At 53.2% G+C, this 17438-nt stretch carries 16 protein-coding genes; 6 read left to right on the top strand and 10 right to left on the bottom strand.

Annotated features, from left to right (window positions below; genetic code table 11):
- Nucleotides 1-4 precede the first annotated feature (4 nt).
- Entirely contained in the window at nt 5-1171 is a 1167-nt protein-coding gene (locus ACN0XZ_RS06095; protein ID WP_417456843.1) for an acyl-CoA dehydrogenase family protein, read from the bottom strand.
- Between the two features lie 255 nt (nt 1172-1426).
- Here ACN0XZ_RS06095 and ACN0XZ_RS06090 point away from each other — a divergent pair, with 255 nt between their 5' ends.
- The 3 genes from ACN0XZ_RS06090 to ACN0XZ_RS06080 all read left to right on the top strand — a co-directional run bounded on the left by ACN0XZ_RS06090 (nt 1427) and on the right by ACN0XZ_RS06080 (nt 4625).
- Nucleotides 1427-2845, top strand: a complete 1419-nt coding sequence (locus ACN0XZ_RS06090) for an MATE family efflux transporter (RefSeq protein ID WP_417456842.1) — start codon at nt 1427-1429, stop codon at nt 2843-2845.
- 106 nt (nt 2846-2951) lie between these two features.
- Nucleotides 2952-3731 carry a class II aldolase/adducin family protein gene (locus tag ACN0XZ_RS06085; protein ID WP_417456841.1) on the top strand — a complete coding sequence of 260 codons (780 nt, stop codon included), beginning with the start codon at nt 2952-2954 and terminating at the stop codon, nt 3729-3731.
- A gap of 30 nt (nt 3732-3761) precedes the next feature.
- On the top strand, nt 3762-4625 hold the full coding sequence (locus tag ACN0XZ_RS06080; RefSeq protein ID WP_417456840.1) for an acyl-CoA thioesterase: 864 nt from the start codon (nt 3762-3764) through the stop codon (nt 4623-4625).
- 13 nt (nt 4626-4638) lie between these two features.
- Here the strand turns inward: ACN0XZ_RS06080 and ACN0XZ_RS06075 are convergent, their stop codons facing one another.
- From ACN0XZ_RS06075 to pdxH, 9 genes are all read right to left on the bottom strand, one after another.
- A complete protein-coding gene (locus tag ACN0XZ_RS06075; protein ID WP_417456839.1) occupies nt 4639-5388 on the bottom strand; it encodes a class I SAM-dependent methyltransferase in 750 nt (249 codons plus the stop codon).
- Between the two features lie 184 nt (nt 5389-5572).
- Nucleotides 5573-6646: a phosphotransferase family protein gene (locus ACN0XZ_RS06070; protein WP_417456838.1), complete on the bottom strand. Its 1074-nt coding sequence runs from the start codon at nt 6644-6646 to the stop codon at nt 5573-5575.
- An 11-nt stretch (nt 6647-6657) separates the two neighbouring features.
- Nucleotides 6658-7425, bottom strand: a complete 768-nt coding sequence (locus ACN0XZ_RS06065; protein WP_417456837.1) for a glucose 1-dehydrogenase — start codon at nt 7423-7425, stop codon at nt 6658-6660.
- Between the two features lie 15 nt (nt 7426-7440).
- Nucleotides 7441-8244 carry an SDR family NAD(P)-dependent oxidoreductase gene (locus ACN0XZ_RS06060; protein ID WP_417456836.1) on the bottom strand — a complete coding sequence of 268 codons (804 nt, stop codon included), beginning with the start codon at nt 8242-8244 and terminating at the stop codon, nt 7441-7443.
- A 24-nt stretch (nt 8245-8268) separates the two neighbouring features.
- Nucleotides 8269-8715, bottom strand: a complete 447-nt coding sequence (locus ACN0XZ_RS06055) for an acyl-CoA thioesterase (RefSeq protein WP_417456835.1) — start codon at nt 8713-8715, stop codon at nt 8269-8271.
- Complete coding sequence (locus ACN0XZ_RS06050) at nt 8709-9845, bottom strand: iron-containing alcohol dehydrogenase (protein WP_417456834.1); 1137 nt, start codon at nt 9843-9845, stop codon at nt 8709-8711. The genes ACN0XZ_RS06055 and ACN0XZ_RS06050 overlap by 7 nt, the downstream gene beginning before the upstream one ends.
- Nucleotides 9846-9884: 39 nt before the next feature.
- Nucleotides 9885-11333, bottom strand: coding sequence for a coniferyl aldehyde dehydrogenase (locus ACN0XZ_RS06045; protein ID WP_417456833.1), 1449 nt, complete (start codon nt 11331-11333; stop codon nt 9885-9887).
- A 136-nt stretch (nt 11334-11469) separates the two neighbouring features.
- Entirely contained in the window at nt 11470-13617 is a 2148-nt protein-coding gene (locus ACN0XZ_RS06040; protein ID WP_417456832.1) for a methyl-accepting chemotaxis protein, read from the bottom strand.
- Nucleotides 13618-13769: 152 nt separating this feature from the next.
- Nucleotides 13770-14372 carry a pyridoxamine 5'-phosphate oxidase gene (gene pdxH / locus ACN0XZ_RS06035; RefSeq protein WP_417456831.1) on the bottom strand — a complete coding sequence of 201 codons (603 nt, stop codon included), beginning with the start codon at nt 14370-14372 and terminating at the stop codon, nt 13770-13772.
- A 161-nt stretch (nt 14373-14533) separates the two neighbouring features.
- Here pdxH and ACN0XZ_RS06030 point away from each other — a divergent pair, with 161 nt between their 5' ends.
- The 3 genes from ACN0XZ_RS06030 to ACN0XZ_RS06020 all read left to right on the top strand — a co-directional run bounded on the left by ACN0XZ_RS06030 (nt 14534) and on the right by ACN0XZ_RS06020 (nt 17423).
- Entirely contained in the window at nt 14534-15499 is a 966-nt protein-coding gene (locus tag ACN0XZ_RS06030) for a DnaJ C-terminal domain-containing protein (protein WP_417456830.1), read from the top strand.
- The gene (locus ACN0XZ_RS06025) at nt 15499-16521 is read left to right on the top strand and encodes a YihY/virulence factor BrkB family protein (RefSeq protein WP_417456829.1); all 1023 of its coding nucleotides are present in this window, start codon (nt 15499-15501) and stop codon (nt 16519-16521) included. Before ACN0XZ_RS06030 ends, ACN0XZ_RS06025 begins: the two co-directional genes overlap by 1 nt.
- An 86-nt stretch (nt 16522-16607) precedes the next feature.
- Entirely contained in the window at nt 16608-17423 is an 816-nt protein-coding gene (locus ACN0XZ_RS06020; RefSeq protein WP_417456828.1) for an enoyl-ACP reductase FabI, read from the top strand.
- The last annotated feature ends 15 nt before the right edge of the window (nt 17424-17438 follow it).

Raw genomic sequence — 17438 nt, 5'->3', positions numbered from 1 at the left:
CCCCTTAACTCGGCAAACCAAGAATACGTTTAGCAATGATATTAAGCTGCACCTCGGTGGTGCCGCCCTCAATGGAATTGCCTTTTGTCCGGAGCCAAGACCGCGCAACTTCACCGTTGTTGGAGAACTGGCCTTCCCATTCAAAAGCGTCGGATCCGTTCACCTTCACGATCAGCTCATGACGCTCTTTATTGAGCTCAGTCCCGTATCCTTTGAGGACCGAGGAGAACGCCCCTTGGTCACCGCCTGCCTTGGCTGCATCTTTTGCTCGTTCAAGCGTAAACATGAAGGATGCTGCATCAATTTCATGTTCCGCGATCTGGTGCCGAAGCATGCTATCTGGCAGTTGGCCATCTTTATCTCCCAGCTTCTGCTTAGCCAACATGCTGAGCGGCGTCGGCACACCCATATCGCCGATATTGCTGCGCTCGTGTGTCAGCAGATATTTAGCGATCGTCCAGCCCTTGTTTTCTTCGCCCACGAGGTTCTCTTTAAGAACCTTCACATCATCAAAGAAGGTTTCGCAGAAAGGGGAACTGCCTGAGATCAGCTTGATTGGCTTTGTCGAGACGCCCGGTGTTTGCATATCAAACAGAACAAAACTGATACCCTCGTGTTTTACCGTCGTATCCGTTCTGATCAGGCAGAATATCCAGTCAGCTTTATCGGCGTAGGAGGTCCAGATCTTCTGGCCGTTTACGATATAATGATCGCCTTTGTCTTCTGCTTTGGTGGCAAGGCTCGCAAGGTCCGATCCTGCGTTTGGCTCAGAATAACCCTGACACCAACGAATTTCGCCGCGCGCGATTTTGGGGAGGTGTTCAAGCTTTTGCTCATGAGTACCAAACTTCAGGAGGGCTGGGCCGAGCATCCAGATACCGAAGGACACCAGAGGAACGCGTGCTTTGATACGGCGCATTTCATCTGCCAGCACCTTGCCCTCTTCCTTCGACAAGCCGCCGCCGCCGTATTCCGCCGGCCATGTTGGCACGGTCCATCCTTTTGCGCCCATACGTTCAAGCCAGAGTTTCTGGTCATCGCTCTGGAAAACAAAATTTCGCCCGCCCCAACAGAAATCTGTCTCGCCTTTCATCGGCGTACGCATAGATGCAGGACAGTTTTCCTCTAGCCATTCACGCGCCTCGGCACGAAAAGCTTCTAGATCACTCATGATACTTACCCCTCTCCAATCTCCCACCGGCTCTTCCCGGAGCCGATTTTCCAGCGCAGGACGTTACGCCCGCCTGAAAAGCTAATGGTAAGGAGTAAGGCGGTTTGCCCTCTATTCAAGGCCAGGAAGCGAAGATTGTGGTTATTCTTTTGTACAAGCGGGATATTTATGTTTGCACTCTAGCCAGACAGGAAAATTGCCCTAACTCATTCCGCTAAGCTGCCATTCTGGCACAACTTCGAAGCACGAGATTATATGGCGGCCTTCTCATATAGAACTGTCTGGAACCTCGCGGGGCCAAATATCATTAGTAACGTGCTAATGGTCTCTATCTCGTTTGCACATCTGTGGATTGTTGCGCCCTTCGGGCGTGAGGCCAGCGCAGCAGTTGTGACAGGCGGGCGCATACATTTTCTGCTTATGGCTGCCGCGATGGCACTTTCTGTAGCAACCACGGCGGTCGTCGCGCGCGCATGGGGCGGGGATGACCGGGAAGAAGCATCTGCCGCAACAACAAGTTCGCTCGTGCTCGCGGTATTAATTTCCCTGTTCCTGGGGGCAACAACATTTTTGCTCGCCCCCGATATCGTGCACCTCTTCAATCTGGACGCGCATACAGAAGAACTGGCTGTTGCCTATATACAGCCCGCCAGCCTCCTCAACATTGTTTTCGCGCTGATGATGACAGTTGCGACGGCATTTCGCGCTATTGGTGATGTCATTCGCCCTCTCAGGTTTACTGCGTTTGGTACCCTTTTCAGCGTTGTTGGCTCCCTTATGCTCGTGCACGGCTACATGGGGCTGCCCCAAATGGGTGTGGCTGGCATCCCCTGGGGCACGGCTATCGGCCAAGCCGCCATCGTGCTTTGGTTTCTGGTCCGCTGGTTCCTGAGAAGGTATGTTTTGACACCCCAACCGGGAGAGGCACTCAACCCGCAGCGGATCGGTCTACTGGTCGGTATTGGCACGCCGGCCGCGCTTGAACAGATTCTCATTCAGGTCAGCTTTCTCCTCTTCATGATGCTACTTTCAAGCTATGGTACAGCGGCCTTTGCCGCTTACGGCATCGGCATCACCGTTCTCAGTGTCACTATAGTTGTTGGTCTTGGTTTTGGCACTGCAAGCGCCACATTGGCGGGACAGCGCTTGGGCGCCAAAGATGCGGAAGGCGCTGTTGCCAGTGGTTGGGCAGCAACCCGCCTCGCGGTACTGGGCATGACTGCGCTCGCAATCCTCACGTTTTGTTTCCGCGGGCCTATTGCCGCACTGCTTTCAGTCGATGAGAGCGTGAGAGCCCACACAGAGTTCTTCGTACTCATTCTCGCCATTGTACAGCCGCTAATGGCTGTTGAGTTTGCCATTGGTGGAGCACTGCGTGGCGCGGGAGACACTCGCTTCCCACTCTATGTAACCTTCGCAGGTATGATTGTTGGGCGTCTTTCAATCGGCTTCGTTATCCGTGCGCTTGGAGCGCCGGTTGAAGCCATGTATTCGGTGATCATCGCGGACTATCTGATCAAGGCAACCCTGCTTATACTGCGGTTTAGGAAAATCGACTGGAGCGAGCTTGAAACTCATCCTCACGCGCCGCTGGCTTTGCAGTCTGTGGCTGGTGTCAGTCGCGGTACTGTCCGTACTTTCTTCGGCAAGAAAAACGGCAATCAACCTGAATAAACATCTAAAACCCAATCACCTTTGGACTGTATACTAAATTGCTCTAGTTTTTATTCACGAAGGCCAATTCACGTTGGCCGGTGTCGTTATTGATCAGGAGGGGAAAATGGCAAAACCTGGAATGCTGGATATCGGTTCGGTCAAAGATAAGGTATCCGCAACCGAATGGGAAACACGCGTCAATCTTGCCGCTGCTTACCGTATGGTGGCGCATTTGGGTTGGGACGACTTGATCTACACCCATATCTCTGCCCGCATCCCGGGCACGGACCACCATTTCCTGATCAACCCCCTCGGTTTGATGTTTGAAGAGATCACGGCCTCCAGCCTTGTGAAGGTAGACCTTAACGGCAAACAGCTTATGGACACCCCCTTCATCCCCAATGCCGCAGGGTTTGTGATCCACAGCGCTATTCACGAAGCCCGTGACGACGCCATGTGTGTTCTGCACCTGCATACGGATTACGGCATTGCAGTATCCAACCAGAAAGATGGGCTCTTGCCCATCTGTCAAAGCTCAATTCCACCATGGATGAGCGTGGCCTATCATGACTACGAGGGCTTCGCCGTAAATGACGGTGAGAAGGAACGACTTGTCGCTGATATGGGCACGAAAAACGCGCTTATCTTGCGCAATCATGGCACCCTTACGGTGGGCTCGAGCGTTGCAAAGGCATTTGAGCTGATGTTCTTCCTTGAGAAAGCCTGTAAGATACAAGTCCTGACCCAAGCGGCTGGCGTACCGCTTCATGCCCCTAGCAAGAGCTCGCTGGATAACGCCATTCGGGATGTACAGGTGGTGGCGGGTGCCAATGGTGCAGATAATTTCGTTTGGCCTGCGGTTTTGCGCAAGATGGACCGGCTGGACCCAAGTTTTAGAGATTAACCCCCAATTCCCCCTACCCTATGAGGTTTTATGAACACGGTACAACCGATCATTGATGCACTTGCTGTCGAACGGCTCGACAATCTGCTCTTTCGAGGTGACCCCAACGACTGGCCAAACAAACATGTGTTTGGTGGGCATATCCTCGCACAAGCAATGGAAGCGGCGACACTGACGGTAGAGCCTGCATACAAGCTGCATTCGCTGCATTGTTATTTCCTGCGACCGGGCATTGCCGGGCAGCCGATCATCTATGATGTTGACCCGATCAGAAACGGGCGCAGCTTTGTAACGCGCCGCGTTGTTGCTATCCAGAATGGTGAGGCAATCTTCACTATTTCCGTATCTTTCCATGTCGGCGAGACAGGCGTTGAGCATCAGATCGATATGCCAGATGTGCCGATGCCGGAAGAACTGGAAGATGACGAGGCCTATTATGCCCGTGTGCTTCGTGCGTTCGGAAAACAACCCAAAGATAAACCGTTCATGCCGTTTGAGATGCGTTCAATCGATAGAATGAATCTTGAGAACCCGGCGCCCAAAAGTCCGGAAACGGGCTATTGGTTCAAGCTTAAAGAAAATATCGATGGTGATCAGGCCCTGCATGGCAGATTGATGGCCTATATATCAGACTTCGCCTTCCTATCTGCAAACCTCCGGCCACATGCCATGATCCCCCGTGACCCACGTTTGAAAACAGTCGCCAGCCTTGATCACGCAATGTGGTTTCACCGTGAAAATTTCCGCGTAGATGATTGGGTATTTTATCGCACAGACGGATACTGGACTGGCAAAGGTCGAGGGCTTGCTCGCGGCGCGCTCTATGATCGCTCTGGCCGGCTGTTGGCCTCCACTTCGCAGGAGGCATTGCTCAGGCTCAAGAAAGAGGAATGAGCCGGTGGCCAGCTTAATCAGCTGGCCATATCTTTGATTTCACTGCAGGTTTTGTCGCTTTTGGCTTTTGCCCACCTTTTTTGCGCCAGACAACATACCGTACTTCCACACCGTCACGGATGCTGCGACGAAGCTGGCGACCGGTTTTCACCATATCCAGAGCTTCAAGGGCGGTCCTTTTCTGACTTTCGTCCGGACTCCAATCAGCCAGCCCCATATAGCTGTCCCGCACCAGATGAGATGTTTCTTCAGAAACATTATAGTTACCTGCCAGATCGAAGTATCTTGCCAGCGTGTTTTTCTTGGTTGGTAGATTGTTGGATACCTGTGAATAGACAAAATAGCCGCTCGGCTTGATCATCTGCTGCACATGCTCTGTCCATTCCTGATCCTCGCGAAACGCGCGAAGATCGTCCATGCAGAAAAGCGCATCATAGCGGAATTTTTCGCGCCGGGTTGGGTCTTCCAACTGGCTCGCAGGCAAGACACGAACAGCATTTGACGTCAGGAACACCCGTTCCAGATGTTCAACACATTCGTGACGCCCCTCAAAGGCATCTACCGTGAACCCGCGTTCAGCCAAGGTTCGCACAAGGCGCCCCCCTCCTGCCGCAACAACGCCTACGTTTGCGCGTTTCGGAAGGTCCTGGAACATGGCCATTTCATCAATAATGGAAAGGCTTATAGGTCGCTCGCAATAATCCATATCCTGACCGTTGAACATCAGGTCAAGCGCGAGCGAAAACGCTAGTTTCTCTGCCAATATATTACCCCTCAGTCGGGCCCCACCCGCCTCAGTGCAGCAAACATAAACAAGAAGTGGCGGGTGGATCAATCGAATCCAACCACCTCGGCTTCAAAAACATTTGAACACAGAAAGGTAAACAAAAAATGCACCATGAGTTGCATCACGGTGCACTTCGATGATTCATCCGATGCGATTGGCGTCAGATGTTAGATTTTTCAATGAGATACCGGGCATAGTTGCCAATCTGGTTCGTACGCACACCAAAGCCTGCAAACGCCTTGTTCTTCGTCTGCCCATGATAATAACGGTAGTAAATCTGCTGCAAAATTACCGCCAGACGAAACACCCCATAAACAAGATAGTAGTCAAATTTAGCGAGGTCATACCCCGTCTCTCTTGCATAGATTTCGCAAATCTCTTCCCGCGTTAGCATGCCGGGTGAGAGACAAGGCTGCATGCACATCTTGATCATCTCATCCGGGTCTCCCCTTTGAGACCAATAGGCCAAGGTGTTACCGAGATCCATCAGTGGGTCACCGAGAGCGCTAATCTCCCAATCAAGTATTGCCTTGATTTCAAAAGGGTTTTCCTCGCACAAGATCACGTTATCAAGCCGGTAATCCCCATGCAGGATTGAGTGGCCAACCTCACCGGGCGGCATGTGATCTTCGAGCCATGTACGAACGTCTTCAAAACTCTCAACGTCGTCAGTTATCACCTTCTCATATCGGCGATTCCACCCCATGACCTGGCGTTCCACATATCCTTCGGGTTTGCCGAAGTCAGCCAAGCCTGCGGCTTTGAAATCTACCTTGTGAAGCTCGATCAGTTTCTGGAAGAAAGACAGGCACAGCTTCCGCCCCTCCTCTTCGCCAAACCCCCAGCTTTCAGGGATCGTGCGGTCCAGCTTTCGACCGTCAACCTGCTCCATCACGTAGAATTCAGCGCCGAGTGGACTCTCTTCCTCCGGCATATGAAAATAGGTTTCGGGAACAGCGGGGAAAGTGGGCTTCAACCCGTTCATCACCCTGAATTCACGGATCATACTATGACCCGACTTCGGGCGTGTACCAAAAGGCGGGCGCCGCAGAACAAAGTTCTTGTTTCCATACTGTATTGAGTAGGTGAGGTTTGAATGCCCGCTCGCAAACTGGCGAATGGTCGGTGTGCCCTCAAGTCCACCAATGCGGTCCTTGATAACCTTATCTATCACTTGCGGGTCCAGCTCTTCGCCTTCACGAACCTGAACCGTTTTATTCAGCTCTTCTGCCACCTTGTTCCCCCTTAAGCCGTCCAACCACCATCCATCACCAGCGTGGTACCGGTGGTGAATGCCGCCGCATCAGATGCCAGATAAAGCACACCGCCTACCATATCTTCCGGCTTGCCTGCACGTGGGATCGGGAACTGGCTGGTATATTTGGAAAGCATATCTTCATTGGATGTAAAGACAGCCGTCATCTTGGTATCAACAAGACCCGGGCATATAGCGTTCACACGGATACCGTCATGGCCATATTCCCGCGCATACGCCTTGGTCATATTTATCATGGCAGATTTGGTCATCGAATAGATGCCTTGAAGATGCCCAGGAGAGATTCCGTTGATGGACGCTACGTTTATGATAGCGCCGCCACCTTGGGCCTTCATCATCTTCACCGCTTCGGCTGACAGATAAAATGGCCCTTTGAGGTTAACGTCTATGGTTTTATCGAATGCCGCCTCAGGCGTGTCGCCGATATTGCCGTAGAATGGATTGGTGCCGCCACAGTTCACCAACACATCAAGCCTGCCATATTCGGCCTTGATCCAATCAAAAACCGCGTGCACATCATCCATCTTACCGGCATGCGCGGCTTTGGCCTTGGCATCACCACCGTCCGCCCGAATGCTTTCCGCGACTTTCTCACAGGCGTCTTGGTCGCGGGAAGAGACAATCACCTTCGCACCATTTGCCGCAAACGCACGAACGATCGCTTCCCCGATACCTCGGGAGGAACCGGAAACAAAAACAACCTTGCCACTAAAATCCATGAGCTTTGTATAGTCCACCTTAGTCCCCCTCCCTTAAATTGGCCGGCCGGTTGTCGCGAGTTGATGGCGGCGAAACTTACGCATGCCACCAACCCAGCGGTCGTAATCTTTGGCTTTGTTGAGGAAATATCCCTCCACCTGATCATGTGGGCGGATCATAAAACGCCCCTCACGCATGCCGGAAAGCACGCGAGCAGCAAACTCTTCTGCTGGCATCACGCCGTCCCCTGCGGCTGAGCTATTTTCCGCCCCAGCTGTCATTTTTGATACAACCGCTTGCGGGCAAAGACAGGCCACATATAGGCCATCATCGCCGTGGGAAATTGCAAGGCTTTCGGTAAACCCAACCGCGGCATGTTTGGTGGTCGAGTAGCTTGTATCCCCAATCTGGCTCAAAAGCCCGGCGGCGCTTGCCGTAACGATAAAGCCGCAGCCTTTGCGCTTTAGCATGCCCGGTAGAACCGCCCGGCAGGCCAACACATGGGCAAAAACATTCACTTCCCAGATCTTCTGCCACTGCTCGTTCGACTGGCTGATCACCGTCCAGTCTGGCGCGTCGGAAAAGATAATGCCTGCATTGGAGAAATAGAGGTCAATCGGCCCTGCATCTGCTTCAACCTGGCGCGCGAACGCCTCAACAGCAGCCTCATCAGTAACATCAAGCTTGTAAGCTTTGGCTGACGCGCCGATGTCTTTGGCTACAGCATTTGCTCCAGCTTCGTCCATGTCGGCGAGCGCGACAAACTTTGCACCTTCCTTCGTGAAACATCTGGCCAGTGCCGCACCAATACCGCTTGCGCCACCTGTGACTACAATGACCTTGTCTTTAACGTCCATAAAGGCTCCCTCCAAACCGTTAGGTCAGGCGCCTATCAGGATGGTTTCCAAAAGCGCCTTGAACTCTTCAGGTAATGAAGTGGGGCGCCTTGTCTCCTTGTCCACATAAACATGGACAAAATAGCCTTCTGCAGCGGGAAGGTCGCTCTGTTCAGAAAACAAGCCGATTTCATATCGTACACTTGAACGGCCAATATGGCTGACACCAATGCCTGCGCGCAAAGTTTGCGGAAACTCGAGCGGCGCGTAGTAGCGACAATTGGTTTCAACAACCAACCCAATAACCGCGCCGTTATGGATATCAAGAACACCGCCTTCAATCAGGAAGCGGTTCACGGCAGTGTCAAAAAAACTGTAGTAAACCACGTTATTCACATGGCCATATACGTCATTATCCATCCATCTGGTTTGGATAGGCGCAATATGTTTGTAGGCTTGAATCTGCTTAGGGTTTGGCTTTTCGTTCACCATGCTGCCTCATATATCGCACGCGCATCATCGAGGGTGACCTCTCTCGGGTTGTTGACCAGCAAACGGGTTTGCTTCATGGCGTCTTCAGCCAACATAGGCAAGTCATTGTGGCTGATACCCATATCCCTCAATCTGCGCACAACGCCAGTTTCTTCTGCAACCTGGTCAACCCAGCGGAAGAAGGCAGGTGCGCTCCGCTCCTGTCCCATCAGGGCGGCAAGCTCCGCATATTCATGTGCCGCTGCCGGTTCGTTGAATTTCAGCACGTGCGGCAGCACGAGAGAGTTGGACAAACCATGCGGGATATGAAAATGCCCACCAAGAGGGTACGCCAGCGCATGTACAGCCGCCACAGGCGCATTTGCAAAAGCTTGCCCCGCAAGCATCGCCCCGACAAGCATCGCCCGCCGCGCATCCAGATTCTCGCCGTCGTTACAGGCCAGTACGATATTACTGCCCAGCATAAGTAATGCCTGTTTCGCCAAACCGTCTGATATAGGGTTTTTCTTGATCTTGCTGGTATAAGCCTCAATGGCGTGCACCATGGCGTCAATGCCTGTCGCCGCAGTAATATGAGCGGGCAGACCTGTCGTCAGCGTTGCATCAAGTATGGCCATATCTGCAAGAAGCGTTGGGTCCACCACCCCCATTTTGGTTGTTTCACCTGTTGTTATGATCGAGATCGGCGTGACCTCAGAACCGGTGCCAGCCGTTGTTGGCACCTGCACGAGCGGCAACCGCCCGCCTCTAATCTGATCAACACCGTAAATGTCAGCAAGGCCCTGTTCGTCTCTGGCAAGCACGGCTACCAGTTTGGCCACATCCATTGAACTGCCGCCACCAAACCCAACCACAAGGTCTGCCTGATGCGCAATTGCGGCGTCAGTTGCGGCAAGAACAACAGCTTCAGACGGGTCAGCCTCAACGCCGTCAAAAAGCGCGTGGCTTAGTTCCGCGTCATCAAGCGCCTTGAGGGCCTTGCCAACAATACCCAGCTTCACAAGCCCCGCGTCCGAGATCACAAACGGACGCTCACAGCCGAAGCGGGCACGCAAGGTGCTGCCAAGGTTTTCCGCGGCGCCGTCCTCCACGAGAACGGAAGCTACACTATTGAAATTAAATGCGATCATCTGGCATCCCTACTGCCAGCTTCGCCCAACGTTTGCTGGTTACTTTAGCTGGCGTTCCACATTTTTCCGCAGCTTATCAGTATAGGGCGGTACAATGCCTAGAACACCCCCGATCGACATTTTTGGATGGCGAAGCACGGATTTCTGGTGGCTGAATTCCAGAAAACCATCATAGCCGTGATAGTGGCCCATACCGCTATTCCCAACACCGCCAAAGGGCAAGTTCTCGTGAGCACCATGCCACAACACGTCATTCACGGTTACACCGCCTGAGGTCGTACGGCTCAGCACCTCGCCTTCCTCCGCCTTATCCTGACCGAAATAATAGAGGGCGAGTGGCCGCGGGCGATCATTGATATAATCAATAACGTCTTCAACTTTCTCATAGGTACGAACAGGCAGGATGGGCCCGAAAATCTCTTCCTGCATCACCTTCATGTCATCTGTCGGGTCAAGGATCAGAGCTGATGGCAGCTTGTTTGCTTGGTTCTGGCCCGCAAAGTCTTCTTCCGCCGGGTTAATGATCCGAACGTCAGCGCCTTTTTCGCGCGCGTCCTCAATGTACCCCTCAAGTCGTTCGCGGTGTCGCGCACTGATAATGGATGTATACTGATCGTTCGCCAGCATGCTCGGGTACATCGCGGATACTTTTTGGGTGTAACGATCCACAAACTCATCGCGTTTATCGCGTTTGATATTGAGATAATCGGGCGCAAGGCAGATCTGGCCCGCATTCATATGCTTGAATGTGGCCACGCGCTCTACCATGCGGTCCATATCGGCGCTATCACCAACCACCACGGGGCTCTTCCCGCCAAGTTCAAGCGTTACTGGGGTCAAGTTTTCAGACGCAGCGCGCATGATCAACTTGCCCACAACCGGTGCACCCGTAAACATCAGGTGGTCCCATGGCTGGCTAGAGAAAGCCTGGCTGGTTTCAACGGCACCATTCACCACAGCGATTTCTTCCTCTCCAAAATGTTTGGAGAAAACTTCCTTGAAAAAGGCAGACGTGCGCGGGGTATGTTCACTCGGTTTGATAACCACACGGTTACCTGCAGCCAGCATCTGCGCGAGTGGCACAAACACCATGGTGAGGGGGAAATTCCAGGGTGTGATAAGCCCCACAACGCCTTTTGGCTGTGGCACCACCTCTGCCTTCGCCCCCAATAGTCCTAACGGGAATTGAAGTGAGCGCTTGCTGGGCCGCATCCATTTTTCAACGTGTTTGATTGCGTCTTTAAGCGCGCCCGCCGAAGCCACCACATCGGCAAACAAGGTCGTTTCCGCCGACCTGTTGCCAAAGTCCTCAGAGATCAGGCGAATATAATCGTCCTTATAATCCAGAAGGCAGGTTAGCGCGCGCTTGAGCCTGTCTTTTCGCACCGCAGCAGACACAAAGCCTTCAGCAATATAGCTCGCGCGCTGTGTGGCAAGAATTGCAGCAATCTCTTCTTTTGGTGTTTCGACCTTGTGCGTGCCGTCCATGGTCACTCCCCTTCCCACAATGGATCACGAAATATATGATCTAAATCTAGTCCGCATTTTCTAGACTTCAAAGTCCAAAATAAAATGGCCCCACTGAACGAGGCCATTTATTCTGCATTATTGCGGCGATTTTTTGTTAAGCGGACTTGAGAAGCCTGAATTTGGGGATTGGTGCTTCACCCTCCCCATCCTCCTCCCGAGTATCCCGTATCTCAGCCAGGAAGCGTTCAACTTCATGCTTGAGCGCATCAGCCTCGTTCATCATATGACGCGCGTGATCCTGAAGGTCGGACGTCATTGCTTCAGTCTCAGTCGCGGCAGCTCCCACGATTGTTACACTCTCGCGCACCATCTCCGTGCCGCTTGAGACCTGCTGAACGTTTTTCGCAATCTCTTCGGTTGCAGCGACTTGTTGTTCAACCGCAGCCACGACAGACTGGCTGACTTCATTCATTTCACCGATAATCCGGCCAATCCGTTCAATGGCACCCCCTGCATCACCGGATACACGCTGAATCTCTGTCACATATGTAGCGATCTCCTCAGTCGCCCGGCCAGACTGAGCGGCCAGGTTTTTGACCTCATGCGCCACCACGGCAAAACCCCTGCCTGCTTCGCCTGCCCTTGCGGCCTCAATCGTTGCGTTAAGTGCCAGCAAGTTGGTCTGTTCAGCGATATCCTTGATCATCTTCACCACAAGGCCAATCTGATCCGCCGCTTTTGTCAGCCCAGCAACAGTTTCCGTGGTGCGAGTGGCCTCGGTCACTGCGCTTTGGGCCACGCTCGCGCTATGGCCAAGCTCGCTCCGAACCGAACGGAAGGAAACGGACAGCTCTTCGGTCGCACCTGCCACTGCATGCACGTTATGAGAAGCCTCAGTTGTGGCGTTATGGGTGTTATCAACCTGCAAGTTGGTTTGCTGCGCATTGGAAACCAGTGATGATGACGCCTCAGCCATGCGGCGAGAGGCACCTGCAACAGCATCAACAACACCCATCACACGGCGTTCAAACGCGTCAGCCATTTGAAGGCGTTGCTGCATACGTGCCTGCCTACGCTCGGTGCGGCGCTGTTCTTCTTCATGCTCACGCTCCCGAATAAGAGCTGCCTGTTCACGCTCACGCGCGCGCTCAGCCTCAGCGGCAGCAGCTTCTGAAGCCCGCTTTTCTTCTGCCATGCGCTCAAGCTCAAAAGCCTTGTCTTTGAACACAGCCGCCGCTTCAGCCATACGGCCAAGCTCGTCCCCCCGCTCCGTATCCGGGATCGCCACAGTTTTGTCGCCTGCAGCAAGTTTTGCAACCGCACTGGTGATTCTCGTAAGAGGATTGGCCACCGAACGGCCAATAAACCACGCGAGCGCCGCAGCAATGGCTGCGCCGATCAAAAGACCAACAAAACTCTGGTTGGTGGATGCTTTTACAGCTTGCATCATATTGTTGAGCGCCAAGGTCTGGCCCGCACGCGCGCTTGATTTAACCTGATCCGTCACACGTTCGATCTGACGTGCTGCATCATCCAGTTGATCAAGCGCGTCATGCATCGCGGTTGCCGTGGCCTGTTTCTGGCGCAAACTTTGACGGATGACGTCACCATCACGCCGCACATACCGCACGACCGCCTGTTGACGGCGCGGGAGTGCACGAAGGGCAACAGCAGCTTCTTTCACCAGATCATCAAGGTCTTGCCCGGCTTCAATCGCGGCCTCAAAATCGCTTTCCGCGCCGGAGGAGATATAAGCGATGCTTGACTGGTTGAACTTGGCGACGAGCGGCGGCACCTTTGCAGCGAGTGCTTTTGCCTCACCCTCCTGACCATTCAAAAATTCAACAAGGCTTTGGGAGGTTTGCTCAAGTTTCCCCACCCCAATGACAACCACCTGCAAGGCGTCATTTTCATTGCCGAGGCGGTTTTCCATAGCGGTGAACACTTCGTCAAAGGCAGTTGCCACCTCTGTAAGCTTGCCAACCGTACCCGTTTCACCACTTGCAAGCAGAAGCTTCTCAACTTGCTTGCGGCTAGTGTCAGCCCGGGTACGCAACTCCGCCACACGCTCCTTGTCAGCATCCAGACCTGAGAAGGCGAATGCGCGAAGGGCTAGTGTCTGTTCGCTCACATCAGCGGTATAATCGTTCACCAAACGTACAATGTCTGTTTTCGCAATAATCTGGCTTGATGCCCCATCCAGCCCACGCAAGCCAAAGGCAGAAATCAGGTTAGCGGTCGCCAGCGTGACAATAACCGCAGCGAAACCGAGAAGAATTCTAAGGCGAACAGAAAAACGCATCTTTTGACCCTCGCTTATCGAGAGGTAGACACAGCGAAATACCGCCCTCTCGTGATTGTTGCGGGGACCATACGTGCCTCGTGTGACACTTTTTTTAAACGACGATCACACTTCTGTGCACATGAAGGAAATTACGAGTTGCAAGTGGTTATCTACGGGTAAAGTTCGGCCAAATTCCATTGTTCTTCGGCCTCGTCTCGGCTAAATGTTACACGTTCATGAAGCCTGAATTTACGGTCTCGCCAAAACTCAAAATACTGTGGCACCAAACGAAAGCCTGACCAGTTCTCAGGCCTTGGCACCTCCCCTGCTCCGAACTTCGCCGTATATTGTGCAATCGCGGCCTCGAATTCAAATCGTCCGGCCATCTCACGTGACTGCTTTGACGCCCAGGCGCCAATACGGCTCGCGCGCGGACGAGACGCAAAATAGGCATCGGCCTCCTCATCTGAAACCCGTTCAATCGGGCCTTCAATACGCACTTGTCGCCTGAGGGACTTCCAGTGGAACAACATTGCCGCATTCATGTTGGCGATCAGTTCCTGCCCTTTGCGGCTATCCAGGTTTGTGTAAAATACGAGGCCACGTTCGTCACAGCCCTTCATCAGCACCATACGCACACTTGGAAGACCTGATTTTGTGGCCGTCGCCAGCGCAACAGCGGTCGGATCATTCGGCTCACTTGCCTCGGCTTCCTTGAGCCATTCATTCAACCTGTCAAACGGCTCGATAAATTTTGCAGTTTTTTCGCTCATGCCATTCCCTCAAAATCTCGCTGAATATAACAGGTTTTGTTCACTTTTCCCGCTGTCATGGTGTCACACCATACACTGCATTATTGCGCGGCTTGCCTGACTGCTTATATGATAGCCAAGCAGTTGATTTAGTATATAGTTTTGCACTCAGAAACAATCTTATGAGCGACCTTTATAAAATATTGGGTGTCGAGCGTGATGCAAGCCAGGACGAGGTAAAAAAAGCCTACCGCGAACTGGCAAAAAAGCTTCACCCTGACAGAAACAAGGATAACCCCGATGTTGCTGACCGCTTCAAGCGCGTATCGGCGGCCTACGGCATTCTAGGTGACGCCAAGCAGCGTAGCCGGTATGACCGAGGGGAAATCGACGAAAACGGCTCCGAACGCCCATCCCCATATGGCTTTGGCGCGAACCGAAGTCGCAGCGGGCGCTATAGCTCCGAAGGCCGCTTTGACCCATTTGATTTTGAGGAAGCCAGCGATGTTTTCTCAAGCTTCTTCCGCTCAGCAGGTGCAAGAACAAGCCGCCGAAACGCTGAGAGTGGCACCAAACGCCCTAGGGAAAACCCTTTTGAGACATCCGGCCGCCGCAAGGGCTTAGACATAAACTATAAAATCACCGTCGGGTTTGAGGAATCGATCATCGGCGGCACGCGACGCATATCGCTGAACGACGGCCGTACGCTCGATATCAAAATCCCATCGGGCATCAAAGACGGACAGGTTATTCGCCTCTCAGGCCAAGGCGGCCCCGGCGTTGGTGGCGCCCCCAAGGGTGACGCGCTTGTGGAAGTGACCGTTGCGCCACATCCCTACTATAAGCGGGATGGGCTGGATATCCTTCTTGATCTGCCGATATCGCTTGATGAGGCTGTGCTCGGCGGTGACATTCAGGTCCCTACCCCCAAAGGCCGGCTTACCATTCGCATCCCCAAGAACAGTTCAAGCGGTAAACGTTTGCGGCTCAAGGGCAAAGGCGTGCAACGCGGAGAAGAAGTGGGCAACATGTATGTCACTCTCAAGCTGATGCTGCCATCTGAGCGCGACACGAACCTCGAAAAGCTAGTGAAGGATTGGGGCGGCAAAGGCGGTGACGCGCTGCGGCGTAAGGCAGGCCTGATCTAATGAGCGACCTGTTGCCTGAAGAGATCACCGCCCCCGCCAAAAGCTACGAACGGCACAAAAAAGTATGGCTAAGGGCTCTCGGGCTTTTCTTCGGCAACAATGGCATGGCAGCCGCAGGCAACATGGCCTTCCTCACCATGCTTTCCCTGTTTCCTTTCATCATCTTTCTTGTCGCCGTATCAGGCTTTATGGGTCAGACGGAGCGCGGCCTTGAAGCAATTGCTTTCATGCTATCGGTGTTGCCGCCGGAGGTCGCCACAGTGGTTGACGGGCCCATACGTGGCATTATCAAAAACACTGGTGCTGAAATTCTCACAGGGTCGATACTTTTCGCCATATGGACTGCCGCAAATGGCGTCGAAGCTGCACGCGAAGTACTTATCAAGGCTTTTGGCAAGGAACATGCCCGCGCCATGTGGATCAGGCGGCTTGAAAGCCTCGGGATCGTTATATTTGGCGCAATCACAGTAGTGATCGGCATGTCGGTTCAGGTCTTGGGACCGCCGCTCTTTAAAGCTTTCACCAGCCTGTTTCCGGAAGCTGTCTCGGACGGTTTAACCGCACTCTGGGAATATCTGAGCCTTCTCGTGAGCCCTGCTGTGCTCGCACTTGGCCTCTACACCATGTTTGCAGCACTGACACCACGGCGGGTGTATAAACCCTCTCGGCTACCCGGCACGCTCCTGAGCCTCGTGGTATTGATCGCAACCGCGCGCGGCCTGTCTGTTTACCTGAAATATGCTGGCAACTATGATGTCACCTATGGTTCCCTCGCTGGTGTTGTGATCATGCAGCTCTTCTGTTTCCTCGTCAGCCTTGGTTTTGTGCTGGGAGCAGAGTTGAATGCCGCCTATACTTTCGAAGGCCGTGAGAACAAGGAGCTGGATAGTTTAGCGGAGACAGAGAGCCCAGAGATGCCCGAAGATTATCAGGAGCATATGGCAACCAGCCAGCTAAAAGGGTCGGAAGAAGAAACCGACGCCACAGATACACCGCCTGATGGCGATAAAAACAAGCCGTAACAAAGCGGTTAAAGCGATTGACGACGGACATTCTTGGTGTAGGATGCGCCGAAATTTGAGCCTAACAGATATATAAGGGGGCTATGATGACAAAACTGATGGAAGGTAAACGCGGCCTGGTCATGGGCGTGGCAAACGACCGCTCTATGGCGTGGGGTATTGCCAAGGCTTGTGCAGACCAAGGTGCTGAGATTGCGTTCTCATATCAGGGTGAAGCGCTTGAGAAGCGCGTACGTCCTCTTGCTCAGTCAATCGGCAGTGACTTCCTGGCAGAATGTGATGTGTCTGACGGTGCCTCCATCGATGCACTTTTTGAGACCATCGGCAGTCGTTGGGACAACCTCGATTTTATCGTGCATGCGATCGGCTACTCAGACAAATCGGAGCTCCGTGGCCGCTATGTTGACACCACACTCAACAACTTCCTAATGACCATGAACATCTCAGCCTATAGCTTTGTGGCTGTTGCCCAGCGCGCTGAGAAGTTGATGAACAATGGCGGCTCGATGCTGACGCTCTCCTACTATGGGGCGGAGAAAGTTGTACCGCACTATAACGTCATGGGAGTGGCAAAAGCAGCGCTTGAGTGCAGCACCCGCTATATGGCCCGCGACCTTGGCGAGCAGAACATCCGGGTAAACTGCATCTCCGCAGGCCCAATGAAAACGCTTGCTGCATCAGGTGTCGGTGATTTTCGTATGCTGTTGAAGTATAATGAGAAAAACGCGCCGCTTCGCCGCAACATTACCCTTGATGATGTCGCAGGCGCGGGCCTTTACCTGCTTTCCAACCTCTCCTCCGGTGTAACAGGTGAGACCCACTATGTGGATGGCGGTTTCAACACCACCTGTATGCCCACCGACGATGACGCCATGAAAGCCTTCATCTCGCTGCTCGACTAAGCGGGAGTAACCGGA

It is taken from the genome of Kordiimonas sp. (assembly GCF_048264555.1).
Taxonomy (GTDB): domain Bacteria; phylum Pseudomonadota; class Alphaproteobacteria; order Sphingomonadales; family Kordiimonadaceae; genus Kordiimonas.
Note: the sequence above shows the minus strand (reverse complement) of the source record. Positions and strands in the feature narration are given on the sequence as shown.